Source organism: Streptomyces sp. NPDC096132 (genome assembly GCF_044763345.1).
Taxonomy (GTDB): Bacteria; Actinomycetota; Actinomycetes; order Streptomycetales; family Streptomycetaceae; genus Streptomyces.
In genome coordinates this window covers 175,783-190,660 of sequence record NZ_JBIWGA010000011.1, presented here as the reverse complement: position 1 = coordinate 190,660, position 14,878 = coordinate 175,783, and the positions used below count along the sequence as shown (strand labels likewise).

The window sequence follows — 14,878 nt, the reverse complement described above, 5'->3', positions numbered from 1 at the left end:
CCCGCCAGGCTTTTCAGTACCAAAAAACAGCACAAAAGAAGAAACAGTCGAAATGGGACACCCCTGTCAGAGCGTCCGGGAACCACGGAGATGAGGGCATATGACGAGTCTGTTACCGGCTCAGCAGTGGACCGGATTCCGGATACCGGCCTCTGAGGCCATGTCCCGGGGCCGTCTGACCGAACAGCTCACCCACTGCTCGTTGGGCTTGGTGGTCGCCCCGCCCGGCTTCGGAAAGACCGCGCTGTTGGCTCAGGCGGCGAGGGCGCATCCGGGCCCGGTGACGTGGTATCAGTCCCGGCCCGGTGCCGACCAGCGGGAGTTGCTCACCACGCTCGGATACCCGGCAGACGTGTTGGCGGGTTCCGCCGGACCACCCGGCACGGCCCCACAGCTGCCGCGGCGCCGAGACGCCAGGGACGGCGGAGCCGTCGGGCGACTGGTCGTCATTGATGACATGCACCTGCTCTCGGCGGCCGCACGGGCGCTTGTAGTCCGGCTCGGCCAGCTGGCACCGCCACACCCCCGGGTGCTGATCGGGACGCGCCCCGCCGCCGGGCTGTCGGTGGCCGCGCTGGAGGCGTCGAGCGCGACGGTGGTGAACGCCGACGCGCTGCGTTTTCGCTCCTGGGAGGTCGAGCACCTGTTCCCGCACCTGTACGACACGGCGCTGCGCCCCGGAATCGCGCTGCCCCTGGTCCGGGCCACCGGCGGCAGGGCCGCGACGCTGAGGCTGTTCGCCCGTGCCGTGGCGGCCCGCCCCGGCACGGGACAGGAACGGATCCTGGCCGACGGGATGTTCGGCCGCGAATACCTGGAGCGGGAGGTACTCGCCCCGCTCCCCGACCGTCTCAGACGGTTCCTGACGGAGACCTGTCTGCTGAGCCGGCTCACCGCCGACGCCTGCCACGCGCTGACCGGCCGGGCCGACAGCGCCGAGATGCTGTGGTCCCTGGCCCACGAGCACGGGGTCCTGCGCGCCGACCCGGACGGACGGACGTACGTCGCCGAGCCCCTGCTCCGCGAGTGTCTGCGCGCACGGCTCACCAGCACGCTGACCGACGTCGAACTGGCGCGGCTGCGCGGCCGGGCCGCCGCCTGCGCCGCCGCAGGCGATCATCAGGAACCGCCGCCTTCGGCGGTGCGCCGCCGCCTCGGGTCCGCCGACTGGCCCGACCCGCTGCGCATCGTCGTCGCGGGCGCCCCGGACACCTACCTCGACCGCTCCGCCGGGCGCGTCACCGAGGGCGGTTCCGGCGGCTCCGCCGCCCTCCTCGTCCAGGGCATCGCCGCCGCCCTGACCGGCGACAGGACGGCCGGCACCACCCTGCACCGGGCCTTGGCGGAGGCGACGGACGACGCCCTGGCCGCGCTGTCCGGGCAACTGGTCCGGGTGGCGCTGGCCGTGCTGGCGGGAGGACCGGCCAGGCCGATCCCCTACCCGGAACTCCAGCGGATCGCGTACGACGCCGAACGGCTGGACCTCCTGTGGCTGAGCCGGGCCGCCCGATGTCTGCTGGGCCTGGGGCCGCATCCCGAGGACTCCGGGCAGCCGGTCGTCGTGCTGGACGAGTGCACCCGGCTCGGCGACGCCGAAGGGGCGGCGCTCGCCGCCCTGGCCGTGTGCCTGCGCTCGGTGCGGACGGGGCGCCCCGGCATCGGCGAGTTGGAGGACGTCGTACGGCGGTTCCGGGCGCTGGGCTGGGGCACGCTGGAGGCGTGGGGCCGAGCCGCCCTCGCGGTCGTGGAGGTCGCGCACGACCTGCCGGACGCGGGGCAGCGCGCCGCCCAGGCGGAAGCGTTCGCCCGGTCGGCGGGGGTACCGGGCGCACGAGCGCTGGCCATGGGCGCGATGGCTCTGGCGGCGCCCGATGCGGCGAGCCGGGCCGAGTTGCAGGAGGCCGCCTGGTCGACGGCCCGGTCCGCGCACCTGCCGGAGGCCGGGCTGCGCTCCTGGCTCACCGCGCTCGCGGCGCCCGCCGGCCCGGTCGGGGACGGCGGAGCGGCAACGGGCAGGACCAAAGCCGGCGGATACCACACCGCCGCGTCCGGACGCGTCCTCGCAGCACGGTCGGCGCCGGTCCTGACGGTGCGTTGCCTCGGTGGCTTCGAGTTCACCCTGGCCGGGCGTGAGCACGACTGGGCGAAGCTGCGCCCCAGGGCCCAGGCGGTCCTGCGGCTCCTCGCGGTGCGCGCCGGCCAGGCGGTCCACCGTGACCATCTGATCATCGCGTTCTGGGACGGCGTGACGACCCCGTCCACCCTGCACAACCTCCAGGTGACGGTCTCCAGTCTGCGTTCCTTCCTGGAACCGGAGCGTCCCCGGGGCGGTTCGCGGCTCATCGCGCGACAGGGCGACTCCTACCGGCTGGTGCTGGCGCCCGGTGATGTGAGCGACGTCGCGGCGTTCGAGCGTGCGGTGCGCGAGGGCCGACGGGCCCGGGCGCAGAAGCGGCCGGAGGAGGCGGCGGACGCGTTCCGTATCGCCCTGGACCACTACGCGGGTGAGCTGCTGCCCGAGGACGGGCAGGCCGAGTGGGTGGCCGCCGACCGGGAGCGGCTGCGCCGGGAGGCGGCCAACTCCGCCGTGGCTCTGGCCGAGATACGTCTCGAACGGAACCGGCCCGTGGAGGCCGTGGAGGCCGCCGAACGCTGCCTGGAGATCGACGGGCACCGCGACGCCGCGTGGCGGGTCCTGATCCGAGCGTGCGACGCGGCGGGGCTCGCGGCCGACAGTGCGCGAGCCCGGCGTGGCTACTCGGCGATGCTGGCCTCCCTGGGGATCCCGCCGTCCGGCGGGCTCTCCCATCCGATGTAGCGACGGGCTCCGGGGCGCGCGGCGTCGGGCCGCCTGCTCCGGAGCGCGTCGCGAGCCGGACGCCACCGGGGAGGGGCGACACCGTGACACCCGCGCGTCCCGGGCGGACGTCATCGCAGACCGAAGAACTCGACTTCCACGATCGCCGTGTGCCGGCCCTTCCCCTCGACTCCGTAACTGGACCGGACGATGAACCGCACCGAGCTCACGTTCTTCCCTTCGAGGTCCAGCGTCTGCGGCCCCGGCTTGTCCTCCAGCTTGAGCCGCTTCTTCCGGACCTCACCGCCCGGTCCGCCCAGCTCGACATCGAGGACGGACGGCCTGGCCTGTTTGAGGAACTCGTCCTTGTTGACCGAGACCCCGGTCTGGACGATGACCGTCTTGAGCGTGACGGGCTGTTCGAAGCGCGCCTCCAGATCCTCCCCCGTGCCCGCGCCGGCCGGCGCCGGCGCCCAGTAGGTGTTGTTCGCCCCGTCGAAGGCCAGGTTCGGCCCATGGGCCTCGAGATGACTGGACGCCTCCGCCGCCTTCGGGTTCACGGGGGTGGGTTTGGCCGTACGGTCCCGGACGCTGTCGATGAGGCTGCTCAGGTGGGGCCGGGCGAGGTAGCCACCGCCGAGCAGGACGACCAGCGTGAGGGGGATCGCGAGGCTCGGCCGTCGCCAGGCCCGGGCCGCAGGACGCTGCCCGGCCGCGAGCCGACGCGGCGGACGGCGGCGGAGCCGCCGCAGCAGTCGCGCCCACCACGAGAGCCGCTGCTCTTCCACCATGGACGCGTTGAGCACGGCGCCGCAGCGCAGACAGAGGGTGCGGGTACGGGGGTTGGCGTGCGCGCAGGCCGCACAGATCAGGTCGTGGACCGGGGTCCCGGGGCGGGGCGCGGTGGCGGTGGTGTCCTGCGTGCCCGGCGACGCGGGCACGTCGTCCGGGTCCGCCGACCGCTCACCGGGCCGCCGTACGGTGCCGGAGGCCCCGGGTTCCGCCGGCGTCCGCGGCCGGACCGGCCCCGCCGCGGCGGGGGCGGACGGGCCCGCCGGATGGGCGACGGCCTGCTCCGGCGTGACAGCGGAGGGCTGTGTCGGAGCGGGTGCCGAATTCTCCGTCCGGGGCAGGACGGAAGCGGTCCGGGTGGCCGTCGGCTCCGGCGCGGGACCGGCGGTGGCGGTTCCCTGGACGGACGGCCCGGAACCGGCCGCGTCCGCTGTCACGGGGCCCGGGGCCGCCGGGCCGGACACCGCGGGCTCCGCGACGGCCGCGCGGGACGCCGTTCCCGTGCCCTGGCCGCCGCTCGCGGCGCCGACGCCGCTCTGCTCCCACTCCAGGAAGGTGTTGCAGGACGCGCAGAACGCCGCGCCCTGCGCGTTGTGGTGGCCGCAGTCGGGGCAGACCATCCCGCCCTGGCCGCTCATGACGCGTCCGCGAGGGGCAGCAGTTCCGTGTCGTACCCGACGTGCGCCGGCACCTCACCGGCCACCAGCCGCCGCAGCCGCTCCGCGCCCGCCGCGTCCGGGTCGGCCACCCGCACCCGTACGGTGACCCGGGGCGGAGCACCGGCCGGCCCGGGCAGGGGGCTGCGCGCGGTCTCGGACCACGACGTTGCGCCCGTCTCCTCGATCTCCGCCTCCGCACCGAACTCCAGCCGTACGGCGTCGGCGAGGCCGCCTCTCGTGCCGCGTCTGCGGTGCCGTTCCACCGCCCCGAGAACCGCGGCCCGGCGCTGTCCGGCCGGCTGACCGTCGGACGGGCCCGCGGCCACCCAGTCGCCCATCCACGCCAGGAAGTCCTCCGGGGCGGTGCGCGGGTCGAGATGGGCGGGGAGGTTGTCGATGGTCAGCAGCGTCGGCGCCAGTACGTCGTCCAGCGCCGCGAGGAACCGCTGGATGAAGTCCTCTCCCAGATACACGGCGGGGAGCTGGTAGATGAGTGGGTGAGGCGTGGGCAGTCCCTCGACTGTTCCGCGCATTCAGGCCTCCCGCATTCGGAGTTGGTGCTCGTAGGAAAAGACGAGGGCGTGCGGGTCGAGCACGATCCTGGTGACCGGCTCGGCGCGCTGCCCGGTCAGCGGGTCGGCCGGGAAGAGCCTGACGTCCTCGACGAGGTCGACGCCCGGCACCCGTTGGAGGACGGCGTACACCTCGCCGGCGTGGATCGGCCGCCCGAACGGCCAGCCCTGACCGCTCGGTCCTCCGGTGATCGGATTGAAATAGCCGTACAGGGCGGCCAGCGCCGCGGTGCGGACCGGGTCGGCAGCCGCGCCGCGGGCCGCGAGTACGGACGCCACGACGGTGACACCCTGGTAGTAGGGCGGCTCGACCACCAGCCGGGTGCCGATGGTGCGGCGCTCGTCCAGGTAGTCGGCGAGGCTCCGCAGCGTCTCCCGCGGCGGCACCAGGTCGTCGAAGTGCAGCCGTCCCTGTTCGTCGCTGCGCACGGCCGGCACCAGCAACAGCCGTACGCCGCCCTCCTCGCCCTCGCCCGCGGGTACGCAGGCGACCCGCGCCGCGTCCGGGGCGACCTCCCGCGCCAGCACCTCGTAGTCGCGCGGGACGACCGCCCGGTACAGGGTGCTCAGTGTCATGGGGCCGCGGACCTTGGCGCTCTCCACGGTCTCCCCGTCGACCCCGCCGACGGCGGCCCGCCGGTTCTCGGCCCGCGCGACGAACGGCAGCGAGGTGCGCAGCACCCGCAGAGTCCCCTTGGCGACGTTGCCCGGGCTGCCGCCTCCGGTCCGGTAGGCGCGGATCCGCACCGGGGCGCCCTTGGCCGGCACGGCGCCGTAGTAGCGGATCGTCCCGTCCGGCTCGCGCACGGCCGGACCGAAGTCGATCCGGCCGGAGTTCGGGTCCAGCGTCAGGTGCCGGTCGCCGGGGCCCGAGTGGGCGAAGTCGTCGACGCGCTGCCACTGCGACCAGTCCGAGCCGTCCGCCACCTCCACGACGAACGGCTCGTCGCCGGGGACGACGGGTGGCCGGGCGACATGGAAGGACTGGCCGGGCACGCCCTCGGAGAGCCCGAGGACCTCGTCCGTCACCGTTTCGGCGTGCACGGCCTCGACGGTGGCGCCGATGGTGAATGCCTCGGCCTCACGGATGGTCGGCGACTGCAGATAGGTGGGCTGGTCCGGCTCCGCGGAGACCAGCCGGCAGCGCACCCATCCCGCGGTCTGGCGCGCGATGGTGGATTCCGTGTGGCGGCCCGGCAGGTGCAGGATCACCTGGCCGGGGCGGTTGAAGCCGCCGGTCGTGTCCTCCTCGACGTCACAGCGCGCCCAGGCCGTGCCGTCCCACGCCTCCCAGCGCAGCGGCGGGCGCCGCGGGTCGACGCCGACGCCGTCCACCCGACAGTCCAGCCGCAGCACGACGACCCCGGCCGGGACGGGGTTGGTCAGACCGACGTACAGGGCGTCGCCAGGGGCGGGTTCCGTGTCGAAGCAGGGCACGTCACGGCCGAGGGCGAGTTCCTGCGTACGGTCGTCGGCGCCGCCTCCGGCGGGGCAGGTGGCCAGCCGGGTCAGCCCGCACGGCACGATCGGCAGATCGCGGACGGTGGTGAACACCACCGCCTCCTCGGTCTCGGTGCGCACGGTGGCGACCTCGGTGCCGGCCCTGACCCGGACGGTCTCGGGCTGCGGCGCGGAGAGCCAGAACGTGACGTCCGTGCGGGCGGCGGTGGGCGGGTGCAGCCGGACACCGATCAGGTCGAGGAAGGCCAGGTAGTTCTTCTCCGGCACACGGTTGATCCGGTAGAGGAGCTGGTCGACCATCGTGGCGAACGCCTCGATCAGGGTCACGCCCGGATCGGAGACGTTGTGGTCGCTCCACTCGGGGCACCGCTGCTGGACGAATCGCTTGGCGTCGTCGACGAGTCCCTGGAACTTCCGGTCGTCGAGATTGGGGCTGGGGAGCGTCACGGACCCGTTCCTTCCTCGTGCGCGGGGATCACGTAGAACGGGAACACGAGGTTGCGGGGGTCGTTCGTGCCGCGCACGGTGTAGCTGATGTCGATGTACAGCACGCCGTCCTCCACCGCGTCGAACCGGACGTCGATGCCCACGACCTCGATCCGCGGCTCCCAGCGGTCCAGGGCGAGCCGGATCTCGTAGGCGACCTGGCCCGCGGTGCTCGCGTCGGCGGGGGCGAACACGTAGTCGTGGATGGCGCAGCCGAACTCCGGCCGCATGGGGCGCTCCCCCGGAGAGGTGGCGAGCACGAGCCGGATCGATTCCTCGATCTCCCGCTCGCCGCGTACCAGGGCGATGCTCCCGGTGGCGTCGGTGCGCGGCGGGAAGGCCCAGCCCGCGCCGACGAACTGCTGTCCCATCAGCCGGTCACCCGCCGATCAGGACGGTCGGGCAGCCCGCGACGATCGGGGCCCCGCAGGCGGCGGTGTCACCGATGCGGGCGGCGGGCTTGCCGTTGATCAGGACGGTGGGACACCCCGGCGGAATGATCACGGACGGCGGGTGCACGGCGGGCGGCGGGAAGGCGCACATATGGGTGGTACCGACGGTGGCGGCGGGCATGCCGCCGATGAGGACGGTGGGGGCACCGGGCGGGCCGACCGTCCCCGGGTGGCCGGTGGGATCGCCGACGCGGGCGGCGGGTGGCATGGCGGAGGCTCCTTCTTTCGTCGGCTTGCGGTTCTTCGTCGTGGTCGTCAGTTGATCCGGACCAGGCCCGCGTTGATCGTGCAGGTCGCCCCGCCCTTGATCTCCGTGCGCGCGGTGCCGTTGACCGCGACCTGGCTGCCCTTCACCTCCACTCCCCCGCTCGTCTTGAGCCCGACCTGGCCGCTGCCGCCGTCCACCTGGACGCCGGTCTGCGCGGTCACCTTCACCGACTTGCCGGTCAGTTCGAGGGTGCCGTTGCCCGCGTCCATCAGCGCGCCGTTGCCCGCCTTCACGGTGACCTTGTCCTTGGCGTCGATCTCCACCGTGCCGTCGCTGTGCACGATGATCTTGGTGCCCTTGCGGTCGAGGTCGATGGTGAGCTTGCCGTCGCCGGTGACCACCTTCACGCCCTGCGGTCCGGAGGCGTTGTCGAGCAGTTCCAGCTGGTTGCCGCTGCGGGAGGAGAACGACCGCCGGTTGACGGCGCCGCTGGTCCCGTCGATCAGCTCACCGCTCGCCGTGGACGGTTTGTCCTGCCCGTTGAAGAGAGAGCCGAGTACGTACGGGCGGTCGAGGCGGCCCTGCTCGAACCCGACCAGCACCTCGTCGTTCACCTCCGGGACGAACGCGGAGGTTCCCTTGCCGTCCTTGCCCCCGCCGCCGGAGGTCTGCGCGCAGCGGGCCCAGTCGCTGACGTAGTCGTCGGACAGCCAGGGGAACTTGACCTTGACGCGGCTGAGTTTGTCCGGGTCCTTGGTGTCGGAGACCAGCCCGATGACGACGCCGTCCACCTCGGGGAGCCGGCCCGCCCGGCCCCCGGCGTGCCCGGCCAGCGCCGACAGGGAGCGTTCCTGCTGGCCCGAGACGGTCACCCAGGTCTCGTAGCCGCGCTGGGCGTCGAAGACGTGCCGGGAGGCGGTGACGGTGTACCGGCCCTCGAACGGGGCGCCGACCCCGGACAGCGCGACCGCGCCGCCGGCCCGCACATCGGGATTGCCCTGGATGACCGCCTCCATCTCGGCGAACGACCCGGCGATCCGCTGCGCCAGCGCCTTGGCGACCTGCTCGACGCGGGCCTGCGCGCCGTAGGTGTTGTCGGTGACGAGGTAGTCGGCCTTGCCGAAGGGGCGCGCCGCGTCCGCCGGGGCGATGCCCAGCTGGACGGTGTCCGCCTTGCCCGCCTCCGCCGTGCCGACCAGGGCCCGCTTGGTCTTGGGGTCCCAGCCGCGCACCTGGACCTGGGAGACCTGCTCGGCGGCGGTCACCCCGGCGCGGCAGCGCACCAGGTTCTTCCCGAGTTCGAGGACGAGCGGGTCACGGTCGGCGCGGGCCGCGGAGCCGGGCGCCCCGGACGCCGCGGTGGGCCTGGTGACATGCAGGGCGCCGTCGATCACATAGGCCTGTGCTCCGGCGTCCTCGGCCAGGTCGCGGACGAACTCCCAGTCGGAGACGTTCGCCTGGGCGACGTGTTCGAGGACCGGCCCCGAGACGTCGATCGTCCCCGTGCCGAGCCCGGCGCGCTGGGCGACGCGGCGGCAGATGTCCGCGACCGTCATGTTCTGGTAGGCGGCGACCTTACGGCCCCGGAAGAGCCGGTGCGCCTTGTCCATCCCGCGGATCACGGTGAACGTGCCGGTCTCGTCGAAGTCCAGCTCGAGCGCGGTCACCTCACCCTTGAGCAGCGGTTTCGGCGAGCCGCCCGCGCCGGACGAGGCCAGCAGCCGCGCCTCGGAGCCGATCTTGATACCGGCCTTGTCGAGCAGCACCCGGCTGGGGTCGCGGAACCGCAGGACGAACGTGTCGGGCAGGGTGCGGCTGTCGTCGACGTAGCCGTCCACCAGGGTGTTGGCGAGGTCGGCGGGGAGCCTGGTCCCGCCGACCTCCATGACCAGGATCTTGGCGACGGTGTCATGGGCCATCAGACGTCCCTCCGGCCGCCGGACGCCCCGGCCCCGTACCCGGCGGGCTCCGCCGTCCCGCCCGGCACCGTGTCCAGTTCGTCGGCCGAGGGGAGCAGCAGTTCCCGCCCCTCGGCCAGCCGCATCGGATCGTCGATGCCGTTGGCCTCGGCGATGGCCCGCCAGGCCCCCGCGTCGCCGTACTCGGCCCAGGCGAGGCCCTGCAGCGTGTCGCCCGCGCGAAGCCGGTGGACCCGGCGGGCGGTGAGCGCCCCCGAGGTCGGGTTCTGGCCGGCCGTCTCCCCGCTGATCTCCTCCATCGTCACCTGGCACACCGCGCGGATCGGCACCCCGGACGTGGTGAACAGCGTGTACTTGACCTGCACCTGGCTGACGTAGCCGGGGAAGCCGGTGATGCCGCCCCAGTGGAAGACCACCCAGGGCGGCGACGACCGCTGCGCCTGCCGGGTCTCGTTGGTCGGCACGCAGCAGGCGAACAGGCTCTCCACGGCCTTCACGACACTGGTGTCCTGGGTGTCGCTCGCGTCGAAGAACATCTCGACGGTGAGCTTGCTGGGCTGCGGCCCCTGGTACTCCGGCGGGCCCGCGCTCTTGGCGCCCTTGGCGGGGGTACGTTTCCAGGACGCCGACTTGCCCAGGCTGAGTTCCTTGGGATTGAACTGGAAGTCGATCCGGCCGCAGGGTCCACCGGGGGTGAGGCTGCCGCCCGAGGGCGGGGTGCGCAGTTCGAGGTAGGCGTGCTCCAGCTTGGGCCGCGCGTTGCCGCCCGCGGCCGACGCCGACTTCCCGCCGCCTGCCGCGCTGAACGCCACGGGCCCGCTCATGCTCCGGGCTCCATCGTGAACCCGTGGTGCGCGATCTCGATGGTCTCCGTGGCGACCTTGGGCGACTCGGGATTGAACGACGGCCCGGTCCAGCGCACCGGCACCACCTCCAGCAGGCCCCAGCGGGCGACCATGATGTCGTCGCCGGTACGCGCCTCGATGTGCGCGGTCTTGCGGGCGAACCCGGTGGTCATGCTGGCGAACCACTTGGCCACCTTCTGGGTGTCCTTGGTCAGCGGCCGGGAGAGCTTGACGTTGGGGTACTTCAGGCGCGTCGGCAACTGCCAGACGTGGCCGTTGTTGCCGCCCTCCTCGCGGGGTTCGAGCACCACCTCGCAGCCCAGCCCCTCGCAGGTGTTGAACGACCCCAGCTCGATCCCGTCGATCGTGACGACGAAGCAGACCGTGACCGCCGGGTCCTGGGTCGTGGACATCGGATGCCCTGCCTTTCTGTCGGTGCCGGTGCTCTGTCAATGCCGGGTGTGGAGCAGGGTCCCGGCGCGTTCACGTTCGATGCGCAGCTCCGCCCTGAGCAGCCTGCTGAGGGGGGCCACCAGGGCTCGGACGAGTTCGTCCGTGACCTTGAGGGCGCCGGTCCCGCCTGTCTTCGCCGGGGTGGCGGCCGAGGCCGGGGAGCCGTCGGCGACGGCCGGTGGTGCCGTGGCGTCGGACGGCTCGGGCTGCGCCGACGGGTCGGTGGGCGCGTCGGTGGGCGGCGGGCCGTCCTCGGCGCGTTGCACGGAGGGCGCGGTGAACTCCACGGAGCCGTCCGGCATCCACCGGGCCACCCCGGCGGCGACCGCCGCGGCCCCCGCGCTGACGCCGGGCGACGCACTGGAGACCGACGGCGCCTGTCCCCGAAGGGGTGGGGACAGGGGCGCCGTCGGGGCAGAGTGGCTCACGGCCGGCGGAGCGACGCCGGGCACCGTCTCGAGCCGCTGCAGCGGGACCGCGGGGCCTAGAGGGCCCGGGCCTTGAAACGCCCGGGGGGACGAGTGGGGGGCGAGATCGGGGAGTACGGCACCGGCGCTTGAGCCGCCGGGGAATCCTGGGGGCCCGGGGAGGTCGGAGACGCCGGGGAGGGCGGGGAGGGCGGGAACGCCTGGAACGCCGGGGAGCCCGGAGACACCGGAGGCAGCGGGAAATCCGGAGACACCGGGAAGGCCGGGGAGTCCGGAAAGGCCGGGAAGCCCAGAGACTCCGGGGCGGCCGGTGTCGCCGTAGGACCAGGCGGGCGGGGCGCCGTCGGCGAGGGCCGCCGGACCGCCACCCACCGCCCGCTGTGCGACGCCACCCGCGTGGCCGGAGGCGGCGCCGGGGTACGCGCTGCCGCCGCCGGTCGCGGTATGTCCACTGCGAGGGCCGCCGTGGTCGCCGTAGCCGCCGGAGCTGTCGGATACGGCGTCGGTGGGCCCGGCACTGCCTCCGGACCGGCCGGCCCCCGGGGCGTACGACCCGCCCCCGACCGGCTCCCATCGGACCGGGACCGCGTCGGGAGGCTCGGATGCGACCGGCGCCTCGGCGGACCGTGCCGGTTCCGGCACCGTGTAGAGAGGCAGCGACCGCTGTGCCACCAGCGGGAACACGGGTCCGGCACCCCGGGTCACCGACCCGGCACCGCCCCCCGCCTCGGGCACCGTGCCGGGAAGCGTGGCCTCGTCCACGGCGTCCAGCCGCCGCATCGGCATGGGCGTCGAGGCCGTCACCATCTCTCCCGGGCCGGGCGCCTCGAGCACCACCGTGTCACTCACCACGAGCGGTTCGGCGTCACCGAGCAGCGGTGCCGGGTCGGCCTCCGCTTGCACGGGCGTCGCATCGGTCGAGGGGGCTGCGGGCGTCGCGTCGGTCGACGGGGGTACGGGCGTCGCATCCGTCGACGGGGGTGCGGGGGACGGGCCGCCGGGAACGTCGAGTCGCTGCACCGCGAGCGGCCCCGGCGACGCGGCGGCGGGTCCAGAGACGGGTCCGGAGACGGCATCCGATACTGGACCTGGACCTGGACCGGTGCCCGAGCCTCGGCCGGCTCCCCTTGCGGGCATCGGGCCGACTTCCACCGCACCGGCACCGGCACCGGTCGCCGTCTCCGGCGAGAGCCCTGTGCCGAGGTCCACCGGGTCCGTGGTCAGTGGTGGCGTGTCGCCGAGCAGCGGCGCGGTGCCCTCGCCGTCGGGCGACGGCACCCCGAACTCAACCGGGCCTGCCGCTAGTTCCTGCACCGGCGGCTCTTCCGGAGCGTGCGGGACGCGCAGTTCCTCCGGGACCGCCGGTGTCTCCGGAACCTCCACGGCTCGGGAGACGTGCGCGACGGAGGAGACGGAAGGGGGCACGGCAGAGTCTGCCGACGGCGCCACCGGACCCGGCAGCGGCAGGGCGGTGGGCGGCAGCGCGGCGAGCGGCTCGCCGAGACCCCGATGACGCGGACGCGACGGGACCGCGACGTCACGCTGCACAACGGGCTGCACGGAGGGCTGTACGGCAGGCCCGGCGCCGTCCCCGCCGCCGATGAGCGGAGCGGTGGGGGCGGCGTCCGGACTCGGGGCGGCGGGCGTACCGGTGCGCGGCGTGGCGAGTGGGAGCGGGGCCGTGTCCCGTACTGCCCTCGGCAGGTCGGCGACCGGCGCTTCGGTTCGCTGGACGACACCGCCCTCCTCGTCCTGCCCGGCAGGCGGGCCGGGCGTGGCGAGCAGCTCGGCGACGGGCTCGTCCGGGGTGCCCGGGGCCAGGGGGCCGGGGTCCGCGTCCGGCTCGGACGGAGGGAGCGCCGTGAGTTCCCGCGCCGGTACGTCCGGTGGCTCCGCGACGACCAAGGGGCGGGTGGCGGGCGCGGGAGCTGCCGGGAGGGACCGTACCCGCATGACCGTCACCGGGGCGGGCGATGCCATGTCCGGCTCCGCCCCGGTCGACGGAACAGTCGCCCGCTGGAGCGGCACCAGGGGAAGCGGCGCCGGTATCACCGCCCGTACGCCGTCCGGAACCGACGAGCCACGGCCCGCGCCCCAGTTCGGGTCCGGGTGCTGTGCCGTGACCGGGGCCGTGCCCGGGGCCGGGGACACCGACCGGGAGACGATGGGGTCACCGGCCGCCGCCACACCGGGCTCGTCCGCCCACGCCTGCACGGGATCCTGCGCGCCCCGAGAGACGCCGGAGGCATGCGCCTCCGGCCGAACGCCCGTCCGCTGCACCGGCATCATGGGTTCCGCGAGTCCGTGGCCGACGCCGGACGGCGCCTGCGGGCTGACGAGATGGCCGAGCGGTCCGGTGACGGTGGGGTCCTGCCAGGTACCCAGCCGCCCGCCGAACCGGCGGGGGTCGGTGAGCAGCCCCATGGGCGCGCTCAGGGTCCGTTGCACGGGTGGCGTCGACCGCCACCCGGCCGTGACCTGCGCGTACGTCGCCCCGTCCGCCCCGTCCGGTCCGGGTGGCGTGGTCCCGGCGTCGGCGCGCGCCGGCGTCCCGGGCTCCGTGGCGCCCCGCGAGCCTTCACCGTTCCTCGTCAGCCAGGACAGCAGTCCCATCTCGGTGTCCTCTCACCGCCCGTTGAGACGGGCGATCTGCTCGACGTACCGCTGCCGTTCGGGGTGTTCCAGATCGAGCAGCTCTTCGAGCGGCCAGTGGAAGTGATAGGCCAGGTACGCGATCTCCTCGTAGAGGCGGTCGACCGCGTACGTCACGATTCCCCCAGGCGGCCCCCGGCGAGGTCCACGGCGAAGTGTTCCTGGCAGGAAGGGCAGGTGACCGCGGCGCGGGTGTGGCCCTCCGCGTTGATCCGCCGGTAGAAGTCCTGGAGGAAGGCGAGGTCCGAGGCGAACAGGTCTTCGATGATGCCCGCGTGCACGTCCTCGACGGTGCCGATCCGGGTGATCACCCGGGCGATCAGGACCACCGACAGGTACGCGGAGTTCTCCCGCACCCGGTCGTCCCGCAGCGGGATGAGCTCGTCCCGCGCGGTGGCCAGCCGCATCACACCGTGCCGGTGGACGGTGCCGGAATCGTCCACGTATCCCCGGGGCAGTTCGAAGGGGAACTCGGTGCGGAGCCGCTCAGGCCCCGCACCACTCACGCTCTCGCGCTGTCCCCCCGTGTGGTTCTGCTCCGGTGCGCCCGGGGACGGCTGCGCCGCCTGCCGCACCGGAGCGGGCGTTCCCCTGCGCATCACTCAACTTCCATGCTCTCGTAAGTGATCGCGAGCTTCTCCGTGAGGACCGAGGTGTCGCCCGCCTTGAGGGTGCCGATCTCCAGCGACTTCGGCCAGGCGTTGATCAACTGGTAGCGCTTGATCGCCATGCCCTCGTAGTCGTAGACGATGATCGCGCCGTTCTTGCGGGCGTCGCCCATCTTCCCGAACCGGGACGACTTGATCCACGCCTCGAAGCTGTTGTCCTCGGTCAGACCGCGGGTGACGGTGACCTCGCCGGCCTTGGGCCGGCCCGGCAGCTTCTTGACGGCGTACTTTCCGTCGGTGGTGTTCTGCTTGAGCTCGATGACGTCCTGTTCCATCTTCAAGCCGCTGACCTCGGTGATCTGCTTGATCACCACGCCGTCGAACTCCAGCCCGAAGGAGTGGCCGACAGAGCTGTCAAGTTCGGGGAGTGCCATCCCAGCCTCCAAAGCTCAACTCGTGAACTCAACTCGTGTGGGGAGCGGCGGTCTTCCACCGCCCCGGGACCGACCTGCGCCGATCTGCGGGCGGCCCACTGCCTTCGGGCCA

Annotated in this window: 13 protein-coding genes; 1 reads left to right on the top strand and 12 read right to left on the bottom strand. The window is 73.6% G+C overall.

Going from position 1 to position 14,878, the window contains the following annotated elements; genetic code table 11:
• Positions 1-100: 100 nt before the first annotated feature.
• On the top strand, positions 101-2,818 hold the full coding sequence (locus ACIRF9_RS26050; protein ID WP_403826857.1) for a BTAD domain-containing putative transcriptional regulator: 2,718 nt from the start codon (positions 101-103) through the stop codon (positions 2,816-2,818).
• A gap of 110 nt (positions 2,819-2,928) precedes the next feature.
• Here the strand turns inward: ACIRF9_RS26050 and ACIRF9_RS26045 are convergent, their stop codons facing one another.
• The 12 genes from ACIRF9_RS26045 to ACIRF9_RS25990 are packed head-to-tail and all read right to left on the bottom strand — an operon-like array spanning position 2,929 to position 14,766.
• Positions 2,929-4,227: an NADase-type glycan-binding domain-containing protein gene (locus ACIRF9_RS26045; protein ID WP_403826854.1), complete on the bottom strand. Its 1,299-nt coding sequence runs from the start codon at positions 4,225-4,227 to the stop codon at positions 2,929-2,931.
• A complete protein-coding gene (locus tag ACIRF9_RS26040; RefSeq protein ID WP_403826851.1) occupies positions 4,224-4,781 on the bottom strand; it encodes a phage tail protein in 558 nt (185 codons plus the stop codon). The genes ACIRF9_RS26045 and ACIRF9_RS26040 overlap by 4 nt, the downstream gene beginning before the upstream one ends.
• Positions 4,782-6,728, bottom strand: a complete 1,947-nt coding sequence (locus ACIRF9_RS26035; RefSeq protein WP_403826848.1) for a putative baseplate assembly protein — start codon at positions 6,726-6,728, stop codon at positions 4,782-4,784.
• Entirely contained in the window at positions 6,725-7,138 is a 414-nt protein-coding gene (locus ACIRF9_RS26030; RefSeq protein WP_079658064.1) for a GPW/gp25 family protein, read from the bottom strand. Before ACIRF9_RS26030 ends, ACIRF9_RS26035 begins: the two co-directional genes overlap by 4 nt.
• A gap of 7 nt (positions 7,139-7,145) precedes the next feature.
• Entirely contained in the window at positions 7,146-7,427 is a 282-nt protein-coding gene (locus ACIRF9_RS26025; protein WP_403826845.1) for a PAAR domain-containing protein, read from the bottom strand.
• Between the two features lie 47 nt (positions 7,428-7,474).
• Positions 7,475-9,346 (bottom strand): VgrG-related protein, encoded by a 1,872-nt coding sequence (locus ACIRF9_RS26020; RefSeq protein WP_403826842.1) that lies wholly within the window; start codon positions 9,344-9,346, stop codon positions 7,475-7,477.
• A complete protein-coding gene (locus ACIRF9_RS26015; protein WP_403826839.1) occupies positions 9,346-10,170 on the bottom strand; it encodes a peptidase M23 in 825 nt (274 codons plus the stop codon). The genes ACIRF9_RS26020 and ACIRF9_RS26015 overlap by 1 nt, the downstream gene beginning before the upstream one ends.
• On the bottom strand, positions 10,167-10,604 hold the full coding sequence (locus ACIRF9_RS26010) for a phage tail protein (RefSeq protein ID WP_403826836.1): 438 nt from the start codon (positions 10,602-10,604) through the stop codon (positions 10,167-10,169). Before ACIRF9_RS26010 ends, ACIRF9_RS26015 begins: the two co-directional genes overlap by 4 nt.
• Before the next feature lie 36 nt (positions 10,605-10,640).
• Entirely contained in the window at positions 10,641-13,685 is a 3,045-nt protein-coding gene (locus ACIRF9_RS26005; RefSeq protein ID WP_403826833.1) for a hypothetical protein, read from the bottom strand.
• Between the two features lie 12 nt (positions 13,686-13,697).
• Positions 13,698-13,841 (bottom strand): DUF6760 family protein, encoded by a 144-nt coding sequence (locus ACIRF9_RS26000; protein WP_264933507.1) that lies wholly within the window; start codon positions 13,839-13,841, stop codon positions 13,698-13,700.
• On the bottom strand, positions 13,838-14,323 hold the full coding sequence (locus ACIRF9_RS25995) for a hypothetical protein (protein ID WP_403826830.1): 486 nt from the start codon (positions 14,321-14,323) through the stop codon (positions 13,838-13,840). Before ACIRF9_RS25995 ends, ACIRF9_RS26000 begins: the two co-directional genes overlap by 4 nt.
• Positions 14,323-14,766, bottom strand: coding sequence for a phage tail protein (locus tag ACIRF9_RS25990; protein ID WP_403826827.1), 444 nt, complete (start codon positions 14,764-14,766; stop codon positions 14,323-14,325). Before ACIRF9_RS25990 ends, ACIRF9_RS25995 begins: the two co-directional genes overlap by 1 nt.
• Positions 14,767-14,878 lie beyond the last annotated feature (112 nt).

Bases quoted from the DNA above. Each gene is read 5' to 3' on its own strand.
- ACIRF9_RS26050 (WP_403826857.1), top strand. From the start codon at position 101: ATGACGAGTCTGTTACCGGCTCAGCAGTGGACCGGATTCCGGATACCG.
- ACIRF9_RS26045 (WP_403826854.1), bottom strand. From the start codon at position 4,227: ATGAGCGGCCAGGGCGGGATGGTCTGCCCCGACTGCGGCCACCACAAC.
- ACIRF9_RS26040 (WP_403826851.1), bottom strand. From the start codon at position 4,781: ATGCGCGGAACAGTCGAGGGACTGCCCACGCCTCACCCACTCATCTAC.
- ACIRF9_RS26030 (WP_079658064.1), bottom strand. From the start codon at position 7,138: ATGGGACAGCAGTTCGTCGGCGCGGGCTGGGCCTTCCCGCCGCGCACC.
- ACIRF9_RS26025 (WP_403826845.1), bottom strand. From the start codon at position 7,427: ATGCCACCCGCCGCCCGCGTCGGCGATCCCACCGGCCACCCGGGGACG.
- ACIRF9_RS26020 (WP_403826842.1), bottom strand. From the start codon at position 9,346: ATGGCCCATGACACCGTCGCCAAGATCCTGGTCATGGAGGTCGGCGGG.
- ACIRF9_RS26015 (WP_403826839.1), bottom strand. From the start codon at position 10,170: ATGAGCGGGCCCGTGGCGTTCAGCGCGGCAGGCGGCGGGAAGTCGGCG.
- ACIRF9_RS26010 (WP_403826836.1), bottom strand. From the start codon at position 10,604: ATGTCCACGACCCAGGACCCGGCGGTCACGGTCTGCTTCGTCGTCACG.
- ACIRF9_RS26005 (WP_403826833.1), bottom strand. From the start codon at position 13,685: ATGGGACTGCTGTCCTGGCTGACGAGGAACGGTGAAGGCTCGCGGGGC.
- ACIRF9_RS25995 (WP_403826830.1), bottom strand. From the start codon at position 14,323: ATGCGCAGGGGAACGCCCGCTCCGGTGCGGCAGGCGGCGCAGCCGTCC.
- ACIRF9_RS25990 (WP_403826827.1), bottom strand. From the start codon at position 14,766: ATGGCACTCCCCGAACTTGACAGCTCTGTCGGCCACTCCTTCGGGCTG.